At 71.7% G+C, this 15,377-nt stretch carries 12 protein-coding genes; 4 read left to right on the top strand and 8 right to left on the bottom strand.

What is annotated here, in order from left to right; translation table 11 throughout:
• Positions 1 to 38 precede the first annotated feature (38 nt).
• Positions 39 to 767: a helix-turn-helix transcriptional regulator gene (locus SACE_RS06890; RefSeq protein WP_011873357.1), complete on the top strand. Its 729-nt coding sequence runs from the start codon at positions 39 to 41 to the stop codon at positions 765 to 767.
• Between the two features lie 87 nt (positions 768 to 854).
• On the opposite strand, the gene SACE_RS06885 is transcribed toward SACE_RS06890, so the two are convergent.
• The 3 genes from SACE_RS06885 to SACE_RS06875 form a co-directional block, all read right to left on the bottom strand.
• Positions 855 to 1,757: a hypothetical protein gene (locus SACE_RS06885; protein WP_011873356.1), complete on the bottom strand. Its 903-nt coding sequence runs from the start codon at positions 1,755 to 1,757 to the stop codon at positions 855 to 857.
• A 77-nt stretch (positions 1,758 to 1,834) separates the two neighbouring features.
• Complete coding sequence (locus SACE_RS06880; RefSeq protein WP_011873355.1) at positions 1,835 to 5,062, bottom strand: translation initiation factor IF-2 N-terminal domain-containing protein; 3,228 nt, start codon at positions 5,060 to 5,062, stop codon at positions 1,835 to 1,837.
• 168 nt (positions 5,063 to 5,230) lie between these two features.
• The gene (locus tag SACE_RS06875) at positions 5,231 to 6,025 is read right to left on the bottom strand and encodes a TIGR03936 family radical SAM-associated protein (protein WP_009949415.1); all 795 of its coding nucleotides are present in this window, start codon (positions 6,023 to 6,025) and stop codon (positions 5,231 to 5,233) included.
• 244 nt (positions 6,026 to 6,269) lie between these two features.
• Between SACE_RS06875 and SACE_RS06870 the strand changes: the two genes are divergently transcribed.
• Positions 6,270 to 7,775 carry a S8 family peptidase gene (locus SACE_RS06870; protein WP_009949416.1) on the top strand — a complete coding sequence of 502 codons (1,506 nt, stop codon included), beginning with the start codon at positions 6,270 to 6,272 and terminating at the stop codon, positions 7,773 to 7,775.
• A 22-nt stretch (positions 7,776 to 7,797) separates the two neighbouring features.
• Here the strand turns inward: SACE_RS06870 and SACE_RS06865 are convergent, their stop codons facing one another.
• The 5 genes from SACE_RS06865 to SACE_RS06845 all read right to left on the bottom strand — a co-directional run bounded on the left by SACE_RS06865 (position 7,798) and on the right by SACE_RS06845 (position 13,254).
• Positions 7,798 to 9,762, bottom strand: coding sequence for a TIGR03960 family B12-binding radical SAM protein (locus SACE_RS06865; protein WP_029621942.1), 1,965 nt, complete (start codon positions 9,760 to 9,762; stop codon positions 7,798 to 7,800).
• A gap of 151 nt (positions 9,763 to 9,913) precedes the next feature.
• On the bottom strand, positions 9,914 to 10,444 hold the full coding sequence (locus tag SACE_RS06860) for a GNAT family N-acetyltransferase (RefSeq protein WP_009949418.1): 531 nt from the start codon (positions 10,442 to 10,444) through the stop codon (positions 9,914 to 9,916).
• Positions 10,445 to 10,449: 5 nt separating this feature from the next.
• Positions 10,450 to 10,860, bottom strand: coding sequence for a nucleoside-diphosphate kinase (gene ndk / locus SACE_RS06855; RefSeq protein WP_009949419.1), 411 nt, complete (start codon positions 10,858 to 10,860; stop codon positions 10,450 to 10,452).
• Between the two features lie 215 nt (positions 10,861 to 11,075).
• Positions 11,076 to 12,635, bottom strand: a complete 1,560-nt coding sequence (locus tag SACE_RS06850; RefSeq protein ID WP_009949420.1) for an alkaline phosphatase D family protein — start codon at positions 12,633 to 12,635, stop codon at positions 11,076 to 11,078.
• Between the two features lie 304 nt (positions 12,636 to 12,939).
• Entirely contained in the window at positions 12,940 to 13,254 is a 315-nt protein-coding gene (locus SACE_RS06845) for a hypothetical protein (RefSeq protein WP_009949421.1), read from the bottom strand.
• Between the two features lie 642 nt (positions 13,255 to 13,896).
• On the opposite strand from SACE_RS06845, the gene SACE_RS06840 reads away from it, so the two are divergent.
• Both SACE_RS06840 and SACE_RS06835 read left to right on the top strand, forming a co-directional pair.
• Positions 13,897 to 14,403: an SSI family serine proteinase inhibitor gene (locus SACE_RS06840; RefSeq protein ID WP_231849938.1), complete on the top strand. Its 507-nt coding sequence runs from the start codon at positions 13,897 to 13,899 to the stop codon at positions 14,401 to 14,403.
• A gap of 484 nt (positions 14,404 to 14,887) precedes the next feature.
• A complete protein-coding gene (locus SACE_RS06835) occupies positions 14,888 to 15,172 on the top strand; it encodes a hypothetical protein (protein ID WP_009949423.1) in 285 nt (94 codons plus the stop codon).
• Positions 15,173 to 15,377 lie beyond the last annotated feature (205 nt).

The following is a 15,377-nucleotide window of genomic DNA, read 5'->3' as shown; positions in this document are numbered from 1 at the left end:
AGCACGGATGAGCAAGGGTGTCGGCGCGGTGACGCATCATGGGGCCCGTGCAGCGCTACCTGGAACGTGCTCCCCGACCCGAGCTGGCCGGGCTCCTGCACTGCGTCTGGACGCTGGAGGCAGCCGAGGGCCGCCTCCAGCGGGTCATCCCGGACGGCTGCATCGACCTGATCTGGATCAACGGCGAGCTCCAGATGGTCGGGCCCGACACCGTGGCCAGGGTGGTGGGGCTGCCGCCCGGCACCGGCGTGGCCGGGGTCCGGATGCTGCCCGGAGCGGCCCCGCTGCTGCTCGGCGAGGTCCCGACCTCGGAACTGCTCGACCTGCAGGTTTCGCTGCCGCAGCTGTGGGGCCGGCGCGGGAGGGCGCTGGCCGACCGGCTGGCCGGGGCGGAGTCGCCGACCGACACGGCCCTGCGCCTGGAGCGGTTCGCGGTGGAGATGCTGCCCGGTTTCGAACGCGACCGGGCCGTCGAAGCGGCGGTCGCCGCGCTCGACGGCTCGCAGCCGCCCTCGGTGCCGGAGCTGGCCGACGCGCTCGGGTTGTCCGAACGCCACTTCCGGCGCCGCTTCACCTCGGTCGTCGGCTACGGCCCGAAGACGCTGGCCGGGGTGTTGCGGATGCGGCGGGCGATGCGGCTGGACGCCGGCGCCGCGGGCGGGCTGGCGGGGGTCGCCGGGGCCGTCGGCTACGCCGACCAGGCCCACATGAACCGGGAGTTCCGCAGGCTGTCCGGCCTGACCCCCGCCGACCTGCTGGACACCTGAGCGCCTGTCGAGCGGCGAAGCCGCTTGACCCAACCCCGGCAACCGGTACCACTACGCAAGGTGAGTCGAAGAAGCCTCTGAGCCTGCTCAGTCGTGCGCGCGCAACGTGAGCAGAGCTTCGATGGCCACCCGCGGCCGGGCCTCCATGTGCGCGCCCGGCGCCCACTCCCGCCACCGGACGGGCCAGCCGCCGTCCTCCTCCTGCCGGCCGGCGAGGTGGTCCAGGCTCCGCGCCAGCTCTGCGCCGGAGAACCACGAGCAGCCCAGGCTCTCCGGCGTCCTGGCGTAGTCGTACACGTGGTGCAGTTCGCCGGATGCGTATCCCGGGGCGAGCCGCGCGTCCTCGGGGTGGGCGGGGTCCAGCACCACGAGTCGCTGTTCGCGGACCAGCGTGCCGAGCCGCTCGGCAGCCGTTGCGGCGCGCTGCCGGTCCGGCACGTGGTCGAGGAAGTGCAGGGCGGCCTGCACCTCGTACGGGTGCGTCTGCCCCAGCGCGTCGATCCGGTCCCAGCAGAACTCCCCTGCGCGGTCCAGCCAGGGGTGCTCGATCTTGTTCCGGTGCAGCGTCCCGGCCAGCAGCGCCGTGGTCAGCAGCGCGCCCGGCGGCTCGTCCTCGATCGGCATCCACGGTGCGTGCGGGTACGGGCGCAGGCTCGGGTCCACACCCGGCACGCCACCGTCGGGCCGGGTGACCGACACCAGGTAGTCGATGGCGCCGGACACCACCGGGCCGTCAGCGGCGCCGATCTCGGTGAGCATCTCCAGCGCGGTCCAGGTGTGCAGCGGCTGGCTCACCGGACCCCGCGAGTCCGGCTCCAGCGCGTAGCCGAACCCGCCGTCCGCGCAGCGGTAGGGCTCGAGGGCAACGCGCAGGGCTTCCGCGCTGCCGTTTGCGAACAGGTACTCGAAGCGGCGCTGCTCGACGACGCGGGCGGTCAGCCAGACCAGCCGCGCGGTCGCGGCGACGCGATCAGCGGTGAAGCGGTTCATGCGGCGACCGTAAAGCGGAATGGCCGACCCGTTCTTGAACGAATCGGCCATTCCGCACCGGTCTGCTGCTCAGGGCGTCAGCTCTCGGCGGACGCTCCCGAGCTCTCGCCGCTCTCCTCGGACGTGCCCGCGGCACCGTCGGCAGCGGCGTCGGACTGCCGGTTCTGGCCGCCGTCGACCGGCGGTCCGGCCGGGCGCGACGCCGAGCGGCCCCGGCGCCGCGACACCGCCGCCGCGGCCGGCGGCGGCGTGCTCGGCACGCCGTTGTCCTGCGACTCCGACGACTCCGCCGGCTTCGCGGGCACGGCCACCACCACCGGCGCCGCCGGTGCGCCCGCGCTGCCCGCGGGCCTGCTCACCTTGCGCCGACGCGCACGGCCGTTGACGGCGGGCTCCGACGACTCCTCCGCGGCCGGCTCGGGCTGCGAAGCGGGGGTCGGTGCGGCCTCCTCCGGCTGCGAAGCGCGGACAGGCTCGGCGGCAGGCGCGGCCGCCTCGGGCTGCTCGGCGACGGGCTCCTCGACGGCCTCCGGCGCGGGCGCCGGCTCGGTCGCCTTCACCGGCTCGGCACGCTCGGCCTCGACCGGCTGCTCCGCCTTCGCCGGTTCGGGGGCCTTGTCGGCCCGCACCGGCTGCTCCGCCGCGGCGGCCGCCTTGCGCTCCGCCTTCTCCTGCTTCTGCGGCTTCTCCTGCTTCTCCGGCTTCGGCGCCTCGGCGGCCGGCTCGGCCTTCGCCTCCGGCTCTGCGGCCGGGGCGGCCTCCACGACCGGCGTCTCCGGCTCCTGCGACTTGCCCCGGTTGCGGTTGCGACGGCCACCGCCACCGCCGCCTCCGCTGCCGTTGGTGTGGGCGTGGGTGACCGGGTCGGTCGACACCAGCAGCCCGCGCCCGCGGCAGTGCTCGCAGGTGCTGCTGTAAGCCTCCAGCAACCCCGTGCCGACCCGCTTGCGGGTCATCTGCACCAGGCCGAGCGAGGTCACCTCGGCGACCTGGTGCCGGGTGCGGTCGCGGCCCAGGCACTCGGTCAGCCTGCGCAGCACCAGGTCGCGGTTGGACTCCAGCACCATGTCGATGAAGTCGATGACGATGATGCCGCCGATGTCGCGCAACCGGAGCTGGCGCACGATCTCCTCGGCCGCCTCCAGGTTGTTGCGGGTGACCGTCTCCTCCAGGTTGCCCCCGGATCCGGTGAACTTGCCGGTGTTGACGTCGATCACCGTCATCGCCTCGGTGCGGTCGATGACCAGGTAGCCGCCGGAGGGCAGCCAGACCTTGCGGTCCAGCGCCTTGGCGATCTGCTCACTGATCCGCTGCTCGGTGAACACGTCGTTCTTGCCGACGTGCTTGCTGAGGCGTCCGGCCAGGTCGGGCGCGACGTGCTTGACGTAGGCCTCGATGGTGTCCCAGGCCTGGTTGCCCTGCACCGCCATCGCCGAGAAGTCCTCGGTGAACAGGTCGCGGACGACCTTGATGAGCAGGTCGGGCTCCTCGTAGAGCAGCTGCGGCGCCTGCGCCTTCGGCGAGTCGGCCTTCTCCTTGATGACCTCCCACTGGGCCTGCAGGCGGCGGACGTCGCGGTCCAGCGCCTCCTCGCTGGTGCCCTCGGAGGCGGTCCGGATGATCACGCCGGCGTTCTCCGGCACGATCCGCTTGAGGATCTCCTTGAGGCGCTTGCGCTCGTTGTCGGGCAGCTTGCGGCTGATGCCGGTGGCACCGCCGCCCGGCACGTACACCAGGAAGCGGCCGGGCAGGCTGATCTGGGTGGTCAGGCGCGCACCCTTGTGGCCGACAGGGTCCTTGGTGACCTGCACCAGCACGCTGTCGCCGGTGGACAGCGCCTGCTCGATGCGGCGCGCCTTGCCCGCCAGGCCGGCGGCGTCCCAGTCGACCTCACCGGCGTAGAGCACGGCGTTGCGGCCGCGGCCGATGTCGACGAAAGCGGCCTCCATGCTGGGCAGCACGTTCTGCACGCGGCCCAGGTAGACGTTGCCGACCAGCGAGCCGCTGCCCGCCGAGGTCACGAAGTTCTCGACGAGGACGTTGTCCTCGAGCACCGCGATCTGGGTCTGGTCGCCGTTCTCGCGGACGACCATCCTGCGGTCCACCGACTCGCGGCGCGCCAGGAACTCGGCCTCCGACAGCACCGGGGCGCGCCTGCGGCCGGCCTCCCGGCCGTCCCGGCGGCGCTGGCGCTTGGCCTCCAGCCGCGTCGAGCCCTTGACCGCGCGCACCTCGTCGTCGCTGCTGTCGTGGCGTCCCTCCGGCGCGGACTCGCGGACGTGCACGACGGTGTTCGGCGGGTCGTCGTCGCGAGTACCGCTGTCGTCGTCCCCGGAGCCCTTGCGGCGACGGCGACGGCGACGACGGCGGTTGCCCTCCGCGGAGTCGCCGTCGGTCTCCGCGGCCTCGGCGGCTTCCTCGGACTGCTGCTCGGTCGCCGGTTCGGCCTGCTCGGCCTTGCCGTCCTGCTCGGTGGTGTCGGCCTCGGACGTCTCGCGCTGCTGCTCGTCCTGCTCGCCCTCGGCCCCGCGGCCACGGCCCCGGCCGCGGCGGCCGCGGCGGCGACGGCGGCGGCCGCCCTGGTCGCCCTCGTCCTCACCGGTGTCGGCGGACTCGGACTGCTGGGGCGCCTCGGTCGCGGTCTCCTGCTGCTCCTCCTCGGCCTGGGCCTGCTTCTGCTCGGGCTCGGGCTTGGCGGGCGCCGTCTTCGGGTCCGGGGCCAGGAACATCGCCTGCGGCGCGGCGAACACCGGGGTCAGGCCGGGTGCGCCGCTGCGGGTGGGCTCGGACTCCTGGGCGGCGAGGAAGCCGGGGTTCGGTGCCTTGACCGGCGCGACCTCGGCGGACTTGTCCCCGGCCTCACCCTCGGTGGCCTTGCCCTCGGCGGGCTTGCTCTCAGCCGCCTTGCCCTCGGCGGACTCCTCGTCGCGCGTGGGCTGGGCCTGCTGCTTCCGCGCGGACTCGGCTCCCGGCTGCGCCTGCGGCTGGGCGGGCTCCTCCGGCTTGCCGGCGGCCTGCTGCCGGGAAGTGTCCTCGGCGCCCTGCTCCGGCTCGGCTATCTGTTCGGGATGCAGGGTCCGGACGACCTGCATCGCGACCTCGCGGGTGATGTTCGACTGCGCGCTGCGCACCGACTCGCCGAGCGACTCCAGCGTCGTGATGATCTCGCGGCTGCTCGCTCCGAGCAGCTTGGCCAGCGCGTGCACCCGCAGCTTGGCGGGCAGTTCGAACGTCCCCTGATCTTCCTGGGTAGGTGTGGGCGATGGCCCGCTGGCGCTTCCAGCGGGCGTGTCCATGTTCAACATCCAGCTCCTCCGCCCCCGGGCGCGTCCCGCGACGCGGCCGCACAGAGGCATGTGCGTTCTTTTCGTTTCCGCCGCCCTCGGGCGACGGCAATTCTGTTGGTCCCCCCGCCCCGGATCTCGGTGAGCCGGGAAGTCACACGGCGGGTCCGACGACGTCCGCGCCGTCCGTCACCCCGCCGCGGGCTCCCCCGCTGGACTCCGGTCGCCGCCTGAGTCCTTGGCCAACGGGTCGGCAAGCCCTCCGGAGTCGTCGAGCCTGCCTTGCGCCAGCCGGGTCGCTCTCGCGGCGGCCGACGGCGTCAGACCGGCGACGACCTGAAGGGCGCTCAGTACGTCGTCGGGTCGTACGACCGGTGTTGTCTGCCGCACGACCGTTACAAGTATCCCATACGGTCCGGGCTCGCTCGGCCAATCGTCCACCTGGGCGGTGACGGAACGAATCCGGTCACTCAGCGCAGTCGGATCGGAACGGTCCAGCACCGCGGCGTCGATCAACGCGGCCCGTGCGTCGATGCTGCGGCGGCCGTCCTTGGTCATCCGCTCCACCTCGACGCTGTCGGCCGCGAGCAGCTTGGACACCGCGTCCCGCAGCTCGTCATCGCCAACCCCGGGTACCTCGATCAGCCAGCGGCTGGCCTCCAGCCGCTCCGCGAGCGGACCGGGCGCCGCCTCGACCGCCTCCAGCAGGTCGACGCCGTCGGGCAGCGCCGCGTCCAGCTCGCGGCACAGCAGCTCGGGGTCGACCTGGCGGACGAGCTGGAGCTCGACGTACTCGGCCTCGCTCGACACGCCGGTGGGTACCGCGCCGGCCCACGACACCTTGGGGTGCGGGCTGAAGCCCTGGGAGTAGGCCATCGGCACGCCCGCTCGCCGCAGCGCGCGCTCGAAGGCCCTGGCCAGGTCGCGGTGCGAGGTGAAGCGCAGCCTGCCGCGCTTGGCGTAGCGCAGCCGCAGCTTCTGCACCGGCGGCGCAGAGGGGTTGGGATGATCTCGTCGACTCAGAATGCCCTCCCGCGCGTGTCGCCTACGGCCCTGGTTGGTCGTGGTCGGTGGTTGCCCTGACAACCGCAAGTGTGACAAGCCGCCCCCACATCGGGCCAGCAAGGTGCCGAGCGCCCAGGTCGGGAGGGGTTGGCTTGTGGGTCGTGCCCTGGCTGGCTAGCGTCCCGTCCTGGTCGGAGTGCGGTGACCACGACCGGGAGCACCGATGGGGGTCAGCAGGCCTGGGCGGGCGCCGCGGCGCTCGTGCCTGCTCCTCGTCGCCGCGGCGCTGGCCGTGCTATGCGCTCCGCAGGCGGCAGCCGGACCGGACTGCGCCGGACCGGGCCCCTCGTTGCGCTACGTGGTGCTGTTCGAGCCCGGCACCGCTGTCGGTTCCGCCGGACGGGAGATGAGCGCCCGGTGCGGGACGCTGGCGGCCTACTACCCGTCGATCGGCGTGGGCGTCGTCGACTCCGCCGACCGCCGATTCGAGCGGCTCGTCGGCACTGACCGCGCCTACAGCGCGGAGGCCGAGCAGCGCGAGCGCGCCGCCGCCGACGGGCAGAGCACGGCCCTGGTCCCGGGTCGGGCGAACGTCGAGACCTGGCAGGGCCCGGTCGCGGCACCGAGCACCGCCGGTTCGGCCGGCGCAACACCGGCCGACGCAATGCCGGACACCGCAGGATCAGCCGACGCAACACCGGCCACCGCAGCACCCGCCACGGGAACGGCCGCCGCTCCCGCCGGCGGCTGGAACGCCGCGGCGGTGCACGCCCCCGAGGCGCACGCGGTCACGACGGGCAGCGCCGATGTCGTCGTCGGGGTGCTCGACTCGGGCGTGGACGGCACGCACCCCGAGCTCGCCGCGGCCTTCGACCGCTCCCGCTCCGCCGACTGCCTCTCCCCCGCGCGGCCGGACCGGTCCCCCGAGGCCAGGAGCGCTCCGCACGGCACCCACGTCGCGGGCATCGTCGCGGCGGCCGACGACGGGGTGGGCACCACCGGTGTCGCCCCGGGCGTGCGGGTCGCGTCGGTGCGGGTCGTCGACGAGGCGGGATACGTCAACCCCGAGTACGCGGTTTGCGGCTTCATGTGGGCGGCCGAGCACGGCATCCGCGTCGTCAACAGCAGCTTCCTCGTCGACGCCGCGGCGCGGGGTTGCACCGGCGAGGGCTCCGCCGTCCCGCGCGAGGCGGTGCGCCGCGCCGTCGAGCACGCCACCTCGCGCGGTGTGCTGACCGTCGCCGCGGTCGGCAACGAGCGCATCGACCTCTCCGCTGTCCGACGCCCCGACTGCGATGCGGTGCCGGTCGGCCTGGACGACGTCGTCGCCGTCTCCGCCGTGGGACACGACGGGGTCAAGGCCGGCTACAGCTCCTACGGCCTGGGCTCGGTCGACATCACCGCGCCGGGCGGCGAGAGCCGCGTCCCTGGCCACGCGGGCTGCGTGCTGTCGACCGTGCCCGGCGCCGACTACGACCGGGCCTGCGGCACGTCGATGGCCGCACCGCACGTCTCCGGCGTGGCCGCGCTGCTCGCGTCGCGGCACCCCGACGCCGGGCCCCGCGAGTTGACCCGGATGCTCCTCGCGAGCACGTCCCCGATGAGCTGCCCGAGCGACTACGACCTCAACTCCGACAGCGCCCAGGACGCGCTGTGCCGCGGCTACGCCGCCTACAACGGCTTCTACGGCCACGGCATGGTCGACGCCCGCCGGGCCGTCACCCGCTGAACTCCACCCGGCGTTGCGGCGCTCAGCCCTGCGAGAAGGCCTGGTTGGTCACCGGCGAACCCTGGCCGACCGGCGAGATCGGCAGCAGCTTGCGGCCGGAGGGCCCGACCTCGATGTCGGTGCCCATCGTCGGGCACACACCGCAGTCGAAGCACGGCGTCCAGCGGCAGTCGTCCTGCTCGCGGGCCTCCAGCGCGTCCTGCCAGTCGGCCCACAACCACTCCTTGTCCAGACCGGAGTCGAGGTGGTCCCACGGCAGCACCTCGCCCTCGTGGCGCTCGCGGGTGGTGAACCAGTCCAGGTCCACGCCCAGCGGCACCAGCTCGGCCTGCGCGCAGTCGACCCAGCGCTGGTAGGAGAAGTGCTCGTTCCAGCCGTCGAACCGGCCGCCCTCGCGCCACACCCGCTCGATCACGCGGCCGAGCCTGCGGTCACCGCGCGAGAGCAGGCCTTCCACCAGCGACGGCTTGCCGTCGTGGTAGCGCATGCCGATGTTGCGGCCCAGACCGCGGTCGGAGTTGACGGCCTGGCGCAGCTTGCGCAGCCGCTCGTCGACGGTGTCCGGGTCGCACTGGGACGCCCACTGGAACGGGGTGTGCGGCTTGGGCACGAACCCGCCGATGGAGATCGTGCAGCGGATGTCCTTGCGCCCGGACGCCGCGCGCCCGGCGCGGATGACCTCCTTGGCCATCTCGGCGATCTGCAGCACGTCCTCGTCGGTCTCGGTCGGCAGGCCGCACATGAAGTACAGCTTGACCTGCCGCCAGCCGTTGGCGAAGGCCGCCGAGACGGTGCGGATCAGGTCCTTCTCGGAGACCATCTTGTTGATCACGCGCCGGATCCGCTCGCTGCCGCCCTCGGGGGCGAAGGTCAGCCCGGAGCGGCGGCCGTTGCGGGACAGCTCGTTGGCGAGGTCGATGTTGAAGGCGTCCACCCGCGTCGACGGCAGCGAGAGACCGGTGCCGGTGCCCTCGTAGCGGTCGGCGAGGCCCTTGGTGATGTCGGCGATCTCGGAGTGGTCGGCGGAGCTGAGCGACAGCAGGCCGACCTCCTCGAAGCCGGTCGCCTCCAGGCCCCGCTGGACCATCTCGCCGATGCCCTCGATGGAGCGCTCGCGGACCGGCCGGGTGATCATGCCCGCCTGGCAGAAGCGGCAGCCGCGGGTGCAGCCGCGGAAGATCTCCACGCTCATCCGCTCGTGCACGCTCTCGGCCAGCGGTACCAGCGGCTTCTTCGGGTAGGGCCAGTCGTCGAGCTCCATCGTGGTGCGCTTGAACACCCGGTAGGGCACGCGCTCGTCGTTGGGCACGACCGACTCGATGGCGCCGTCGGCGCCGTAGGAGACGTCGTAGAACTTCGGCACGTACACGCCGCCGCTCTCGGCCAGCCGCAGCAGGAGCTCGTCCCGGCCGCCCGGCTCGCCCTCGGCCTTCCACTTCCGGATGGCCTCGGTGACCTCCAGGACCGCCTCCTCGCCGTCGCCGAGCACGGCGGCGTCCAGGAAGTCGGCGATCGGCTCGGGGTTGAACGCCGCGTGGCCGCCGGCCAGGACGACCGGGTGCTCGTCGGTGCGGTCGGCGGCGTGCAGCGGGATGCCCGCGAGGTCGAGCGCGCTGAGCAGGTTGGTGTAGCCGAGCTCGGTGGCGAAGCTGACGCCGAGCACGTCGAAGGCGCCGACGGGCCGGTGGTTGTCGACGGTGAACTGCGGGATGCCGTGCTCGCGCATGAGGGCCTCGAGGTCCGGCCACACCGAGTAGGTGCGCTCGGCGAGCACGTCGGGCTGCTCGTTGAGGATCTCGTAGAGGATCATGACGCCCTGGTTGGGCAGCCCGACCTCGTACGCGTCCGGGTACATCAGACACCACCGCACGGAGGTGTCGTCCCAGTCCTTGGCGGTCGAGTTCAGCTCGCCGCCCACGTACTGCACGGGCTTGGAGACGCGCGGCAGCAGCGGCTCCAAGCGGTCGAATACGGACTCCACGCTCACCGGTTCAGCGTACGTGCCGCGCTCGCGCGCCCGACGAAGGCGTACGGGTTCAGTGCGGTACCGGAGCCCGCACCGAACCCCGCGTGCGCCCCGCGCCGCGCCGTGCCGCCGAGCCGTCAGGCGTGGCCGCGGCTCGCACCGGACACGCTGGTCAGACGTCCCGGGTGAACCAGATCCGGTCGCGGTCGTCGCCGTCGGCGACGCGGACCGACCGCTCCCAGCGGCCCGACTCCGTCCAGCCCAGGCCGGTGTAGAAGCGCTCCAGGTCGTGGCCGCCGCGGACCACGAGCTCGAGCTTCTCCAGCCCCAGCGCCTGCGCGTGCGCGACGGCGGCGTCGTGCAGCTTGCGGCCCCAGCCCTGACCCTGCAGGTCGGGGTCGACCATGAGCACCGACAGCTCGCCGGTGTGCCGCCGCACCGGATAGCGCCCCGGCACCAGAACCGCGACGCCGACGAGCACGTGCTCACGTCCGATGGTCAGCAGGTGCGCGCGCCTGCCCGCGACGTCGTCGACGACCGACGCGGCCGCCTCGCGCACCTCCTCCACCGGGTCGGCCGGGGTGAAGCCGACGCCGCCGCCCGCCACGGTGACCCGGCCCCAGAGGTCGGCCAGGCCGTCGACGAGGTCGGGGTGCGGCGTGTCCACCCGGTGCGGACCGGTGACGAACACGTCCTCGCCCACGCGGCTCAGAGCTCCGGGAACCAGAGCTTGATCTCGCGCTCGGCGGACTCGGCGGAGTCCGAGCCGTGCACCAGGTTGTACTGGACCTCCAGGCCGTAGTCGCCGCGGATGCTGCCCGGGGCGGCCTTGTCGACCGGGTCGGTGCCGCCGGCGAGCTGGCGGAACGCCGAGATCGCCCGCGGGCCCTCCACCACGGCGGCCACGACCGGGCCGGAGGTGATGAACTCGAGCAGGCTGCCGAAGAACGGCTTGCCGTCGTGCTCGGCGTAGTGCTGCTCGGCGAGCTGCTGCTCGACCTGGCGCAGCTCCAGCGCGACCAGCTTCAGGCCCTTGCGCTCGATGCGGCCGATGACCTCGCCGACCAGTCCCCGCTCGACCCCGTCGGGCTTCACCAGGACCAGGGTGCGCTCGCTCACGAGTGTTTCTCCTTCTGTGCCGGGGCGGCGGTGTGCGTTCGGCCACCTCTGCCCGATTCGCCGCCAGGGTATCGATTCCGGCGCCCCCGGCCGTGCCCGGGGAGACCGGGGTGACTGCGGTGGTCCACCGGTGCGTCCGAGGTCAGGCACCCGGCGCCCGCTCGCGGCCCGGCCACCGGTGCCGGACCGCGAGCGGCCTTCCCAAGCTCCCGCGGTCAGCGCCGCGGGTCGAGGGTGGTCGACCACAGGGACTTGCCCGCGGTGTCGCGCAGATCGACGGTCAGCCGCCGGGACCGGGAGTCGATGTTGACCTCGCCGAAGTGCTGGAAGCCCTCCAGCGGCGACGCGCCCTGGCGGGTCGGCGCGCTGACGAAGACCTGCTCGGGACCGAATGTGGGGTCCAGCTCGCTCGGCCCGAAGGCACCGGCGTGCAGCGGTCCGGAGACGAACTCCCAGAACGGGTCGAAGCCGTCGAAGGCCGCGCGCTCCGGCGAGTAGCGGATGGCCGCCGAGTAGTGCACGTCGGCGGTCAGCCAGACGACGTTGCGCACCTGGCGGCGGGCGGTCTCGGCGAGCACCCAGGCCAGCTCGGCCTCCCGGCCGTTGGGCGCCCCCGGCAGGCCGTTGGCCACGGCCTCGATCTTGTCGCCGTCGGGCACGATGATTCCGATCGGCATGTCCGAGGCGATGACCTTCCAGGTCGCCCGCGAGCGGGACAGCTCGTCGACCAGCCACCTGGCCTGCTGCTCGCCGAGGATCCGCTCCGCCCGCGTGCCCGCCGAGTTGGGGTCGCGGTAGCTGCGCATGTCCAGCACGAAGACGTCGAGCAGCGGCCCGTGCCCGACCTTGCGGTAGACGCGGCCGTCGACGGCGTCCTGCCGCCGCACCGGCTGCCACTCGTGGAAGGCCTGGAACGCGCGCTGGGCGAGCACGTCGACCCGCTTCTCGGTGTACTCGGGCTTGTCGAGGATCTCGCCGGGGTACCAGTTGTTGGTGACCTCGTGGTCGTCCCACTGCACCAGTTGCGGGACGCGGGCGGCGAAGCGCCGCACGTTCTCGTCCAGCAGGTTGTAGGCGAACTGCCCGCGGTACTCGGCCAGCGTCTCGGCGACCTTCGACTTCTCCGGTGTCACGATGTTGCGCCACACCCGGCCGTCGGGCAGCGTCACCGACTCCCTGAGAGGCCCGTCGGCGTAGACGGTGTCGCCGCTGTGCAGGAAGAAGTCGGGGTCGCGGGCGGCCATCGCGGAGTAGATCGTCATGCCGCCGATGTCGGGGTTGATGCCCCAGCCCTGGCCGACCACGTCACCGGACCACAGGAACCGCACGTCGCGCGGCTGCCGGGACGCGGTGCGGAAGCTGCCGGTCAGCGGCTCGCTGCCCATCCGCCCGTCGAGGTCCTCGGCGATGACGCGGTAGTGGAACTCCCGGCCGGACGGGAGGCCCCGCAGCAGGACCTCGCCGGTGCCGTCGGTCTCCGGGGTGAGCAGCGGGCCCGGGACGCGCCGCGCGTCGGCGAACCCGGGGTCCTGGCTGATCTCGACGAACATCCGCGACGGGCGGTCGGCGCGGGTCCAGACCACGGCGCCGTCCGGGCGCGGGTCGCCGAGCTGCACGCCGTGGGTCAGCAGCGGCCGGTCGGGGCGGACGAAAGCGGGCGCGGCACCCGCCGCGCCCGGCAGGAGCAGGCCGGCGGCGAGGGCTCCGGCGCCCGTCGCGGAGGCGCGCAGCAGCGCGCGCCGGTTGAGGTGGCGGGAGGCGTATTCGGGGTGCATGCGGTCGTTCTAATCGGGTGCGGCGGCCGGTCCGCCACCGGAAGTTGACGAACAGCTGAATTCCCGGGGCGGATGTGCCGCGCAGGTCTGCGGGGGCCTCCCGTTCGGGAGCGGGCGTGCGCTCGCGGGCGGCGTACGTCCACTTCGAGCGCTCCGCTCCAACGAATCCACCATTCCCCGGCGCAGACGGATGGAGGCTTCGCGTCCATTTCCCGCGCACGGCACAACGCCGGCCCGGCGCGTCGTCGCGCCGGGCCGGGCGTCATGGCTCCACTGCGAGTGCCGGAGGTGCGGAACTACCGGATCAGTCCTCGTCTTCCTGCGACGCGTCCTGGTCCTGCTCGGTGCCGTTCTTGTTCTCCGACGCGGACCAGTTCTGGGCGTTCTGGTCGCCACCCTTGCCACCCACGACCCACTGGGCCTGGTTGATGTCCTGGCCGGTCTCGTTCTTCTGGTCGGTCTTGTTGTCCTGGTCCTGGTCCTGCACCTGGACCGTGTCGTCGCCCTTCTTGCCGTGCTTGTGACCGTGGTCGCCGTCGGCGAGCGCCATGCCGGAAGCTCCGAACAGCACCGGCAGTGCCAGAGCAGTGGCAGCGACGAGGCGCGTGGCAGTCCGCATAACTAGTATCCCCTTCACATCTCTGAATATTGCAGAGGACGCCCGCAAGGAATCCCGTGGCGAAGGCTGCCCACGGCGGGCCAACACCTCGGTTTTCCCTTCGGGATTCCATTTAAAGACCCGCGATTTGCGGATCAACTAGAAGATATCGCCGCAGGCCTGGCGCCCCGCAACCCGAACCATTGTCGATCACCTCATGTGATGATGAAAATCCAGTGGATCACATAATTTCTCCGATCCTGATGACCATCGGACGAGTCACGACATCGCGGAGCGCAGCGAACCGGGCGCCTCCAACTGCTCTTCGGTCGCACGAACGAGCAAGCCGAAATCCCCTCGGGAGGAGATGCGATCACGGTCCGTGCCGAAGTTCGCGAATCGAGGCCGGGTTGCGAACCCCGCGATCAAGGAATCCCGCCGGATCCCCGCCTGGAGAGATCAACAATTCCCGGATTGGACCCGGTGACTCCCGGAGATCATCCGCCTACCGGGCGACTCATGTCGACGGAGCGTCGCTAAAACCCCCGACAAAGCCCCTGACCGGGTTGATCGCTTCCGAGTGCACCCCCCACACGGATTCGGACAATTCCAGACCGTCGCGTAGCGGACAGTAGTTACTACCGTTCCGAGGTACCCCGGCAGGTGATCGTTTTCCGCTCACCCGGAGAGATCGATCCGACTGCGGTACTGGTAGCAGAGGATCTATTTCCGCGTGGGACGGAAGGAAGACAGGCAATGACCGCTCAAAGGCCCCTCAGCCGCGCAGTCGCGTGCATCGCGCTCGCGGCAGCGGCACTGGCCCCCGGGATCGCATCGGCAGCAGCCGACGCCAGCGACGCGCGGAGCACCATCACGCTGACCGTGACCGAACACCAGAAGCCGCGCAGCGTGACCCTCGACTGCGAGCCGGCCGGGGGCGACCACCCGAAGGCCGCCGCGGCCTGCGCCGACCTGCTGGCGGTCGACGGGAACTTCGAGGACCTCCACGCGGTCCGCCCCGAGCGCGAACGGTCCGGTTGCACCAAGGACAACCGGAACATCCGCGCGTCCGCCAAGGGAACCTGGCGCGGTACGCAGATCGCCCACGAGACGTCCGTCGCGAACCGGTGCGTGCTGAAGCAGCAGACGGGAGCCGTATTCGACTTCTGAGCGGACCCCGGCTCTCCAAACGCCCGACTTCCACCGGAAGGGGCCCACCGAACTTCTCGGTGGGCCCCTTTTTCTTATTTCAATACCGCTGCCACCACATGATCAAATTCGCGGACCCCGGAGACAAGTGCACCTTTATGACACCAATGAGCCCAAATCGTTGAACGACCGCAAGCATTTTCTTGATCTTTACCCCAGTTGCCTCACGGCACAGGTCCCACAAACCGTGATCAATCGTTTTCCGGACTTCACCGACGGCCATCTGATCAGTTGACCGGAGAAATTTGTTTCGCACAACCCGCGACAACAGCCCGTAATCACGACCCCGGCAGTGTGACCGTTGATTCTCTTTGGTGGTGCAGGACATCGCAAACCGCCGCGAACAATGCGACTGTTGAATTGCCAGCCGGAAGCCCTCCCAACTCTCATGGGTCGGGAGTCACGCCGCTTGGCGCTGAATACCACGATGATAGGAGATGAAGGAATGCGTAAGTCCATTCGTCTGCTCGCCGTTACCACCGCGGCCGTCGCCATGCTCGGCATGGGCGCCCCCGCCTTCGCCGGCGGCTCCGATGACGACACCAAGCAGACCGCTACCGCCACCGGCGGCAAGGGTGAAGGCGGCAACGGCGGCATCGGTGTCAACGTGCTGTGCGGCATCGGCGTCGGCGTCCTCGGCGAGGGCACCGGTTCGTGCAGCGCCGGCAACGGTGGCAACGGCACCGGCGGCAACGCCGAAGCCGAGAACGAGGACGACAGCGACAACTGACACCAAGGCTGACGTCAGGCTCTGACGCCAGCTCGCTCCCTCCTCGGGTGTGTGCCGACCAATGCGGGACCGGTCGGCACACACCCTTCTTCTGCGCGGCCCGCGGTGCACTTCGCCCTTGACCGCGACGCGTCTCCACGCTCGCCGGCGATGCGGAGGTCCCACCTTCGGGTGGTCCCGTGATCTCTTCCGCATGTCGGTCAGT

Source organism: Saccharopolyspora erythraea NRRL 2338 (assembly GCF_000062885.1).
GTDB lineage: Bacteria > Actinomycetota > Actinomycetes > Mycobacteriales > Pseudonocardiaceae > Saccharopolyspora_D > Saccharopolyspora_D erythraea.
Note: the sequence above shows the minus strand (reverse complement) of the source record. Positions and strands in the feature narration are given on the sequence as shown.

Bases quoted from the DNA above. Each gene is read 5' to 3' on its own strand.
- SACE_RS06870 (WP_009949416.1), top strand. From the start codon at position 6,270: ATGGGGGTCAGCAGGCCTGGGCGGGCGCCGCGGCGCTCGTGCCTGCTC.
- SACE_RS06850 (WP_009949420.1), bottom strand. From the start codon at position 12,635: ATGCACCCCGAATACGCCTCCCGCCACCTCAACCGGCGCGCGCTGCTG.
- SACE_RS06885 (WP_011873356.1), bottom strand. From the start codon at position 1,757: ATGAACCGCTTCACCGCTGATCGCGTCGCCGCGACCGCGCGGCTGGTC.
- SACE_RS06890 (WP_011873357.1), top strand. From the start codon at position 39: ATGGGGCCCGTGCAGCGCTACCTGGAACGTGCTCCCCGACCCGAGCTG.
- SACE_RS06880 (WP_011873355.1), bottom strand. From the start codon at position 5,062: ATGTTGAACATGGACACGCCCGCTGGAAGCGCCAGCGGGCCATCGCCC.
- SACE_RS06845 (WP_009949421.1), bottom strand. From the start codon at position 13,254: ATGCGGACTGCCACGCGCCTCGTCGCTGCCACTGCTCTGGCACTGCCG.
- SACE_RS06835 (WP_009949423.1), top strand. From the start codon at position 14,888: ATGCGTAAGTCCATTCGTCTGCTCGCCGTTACCACCGCGGCCGTCGCC.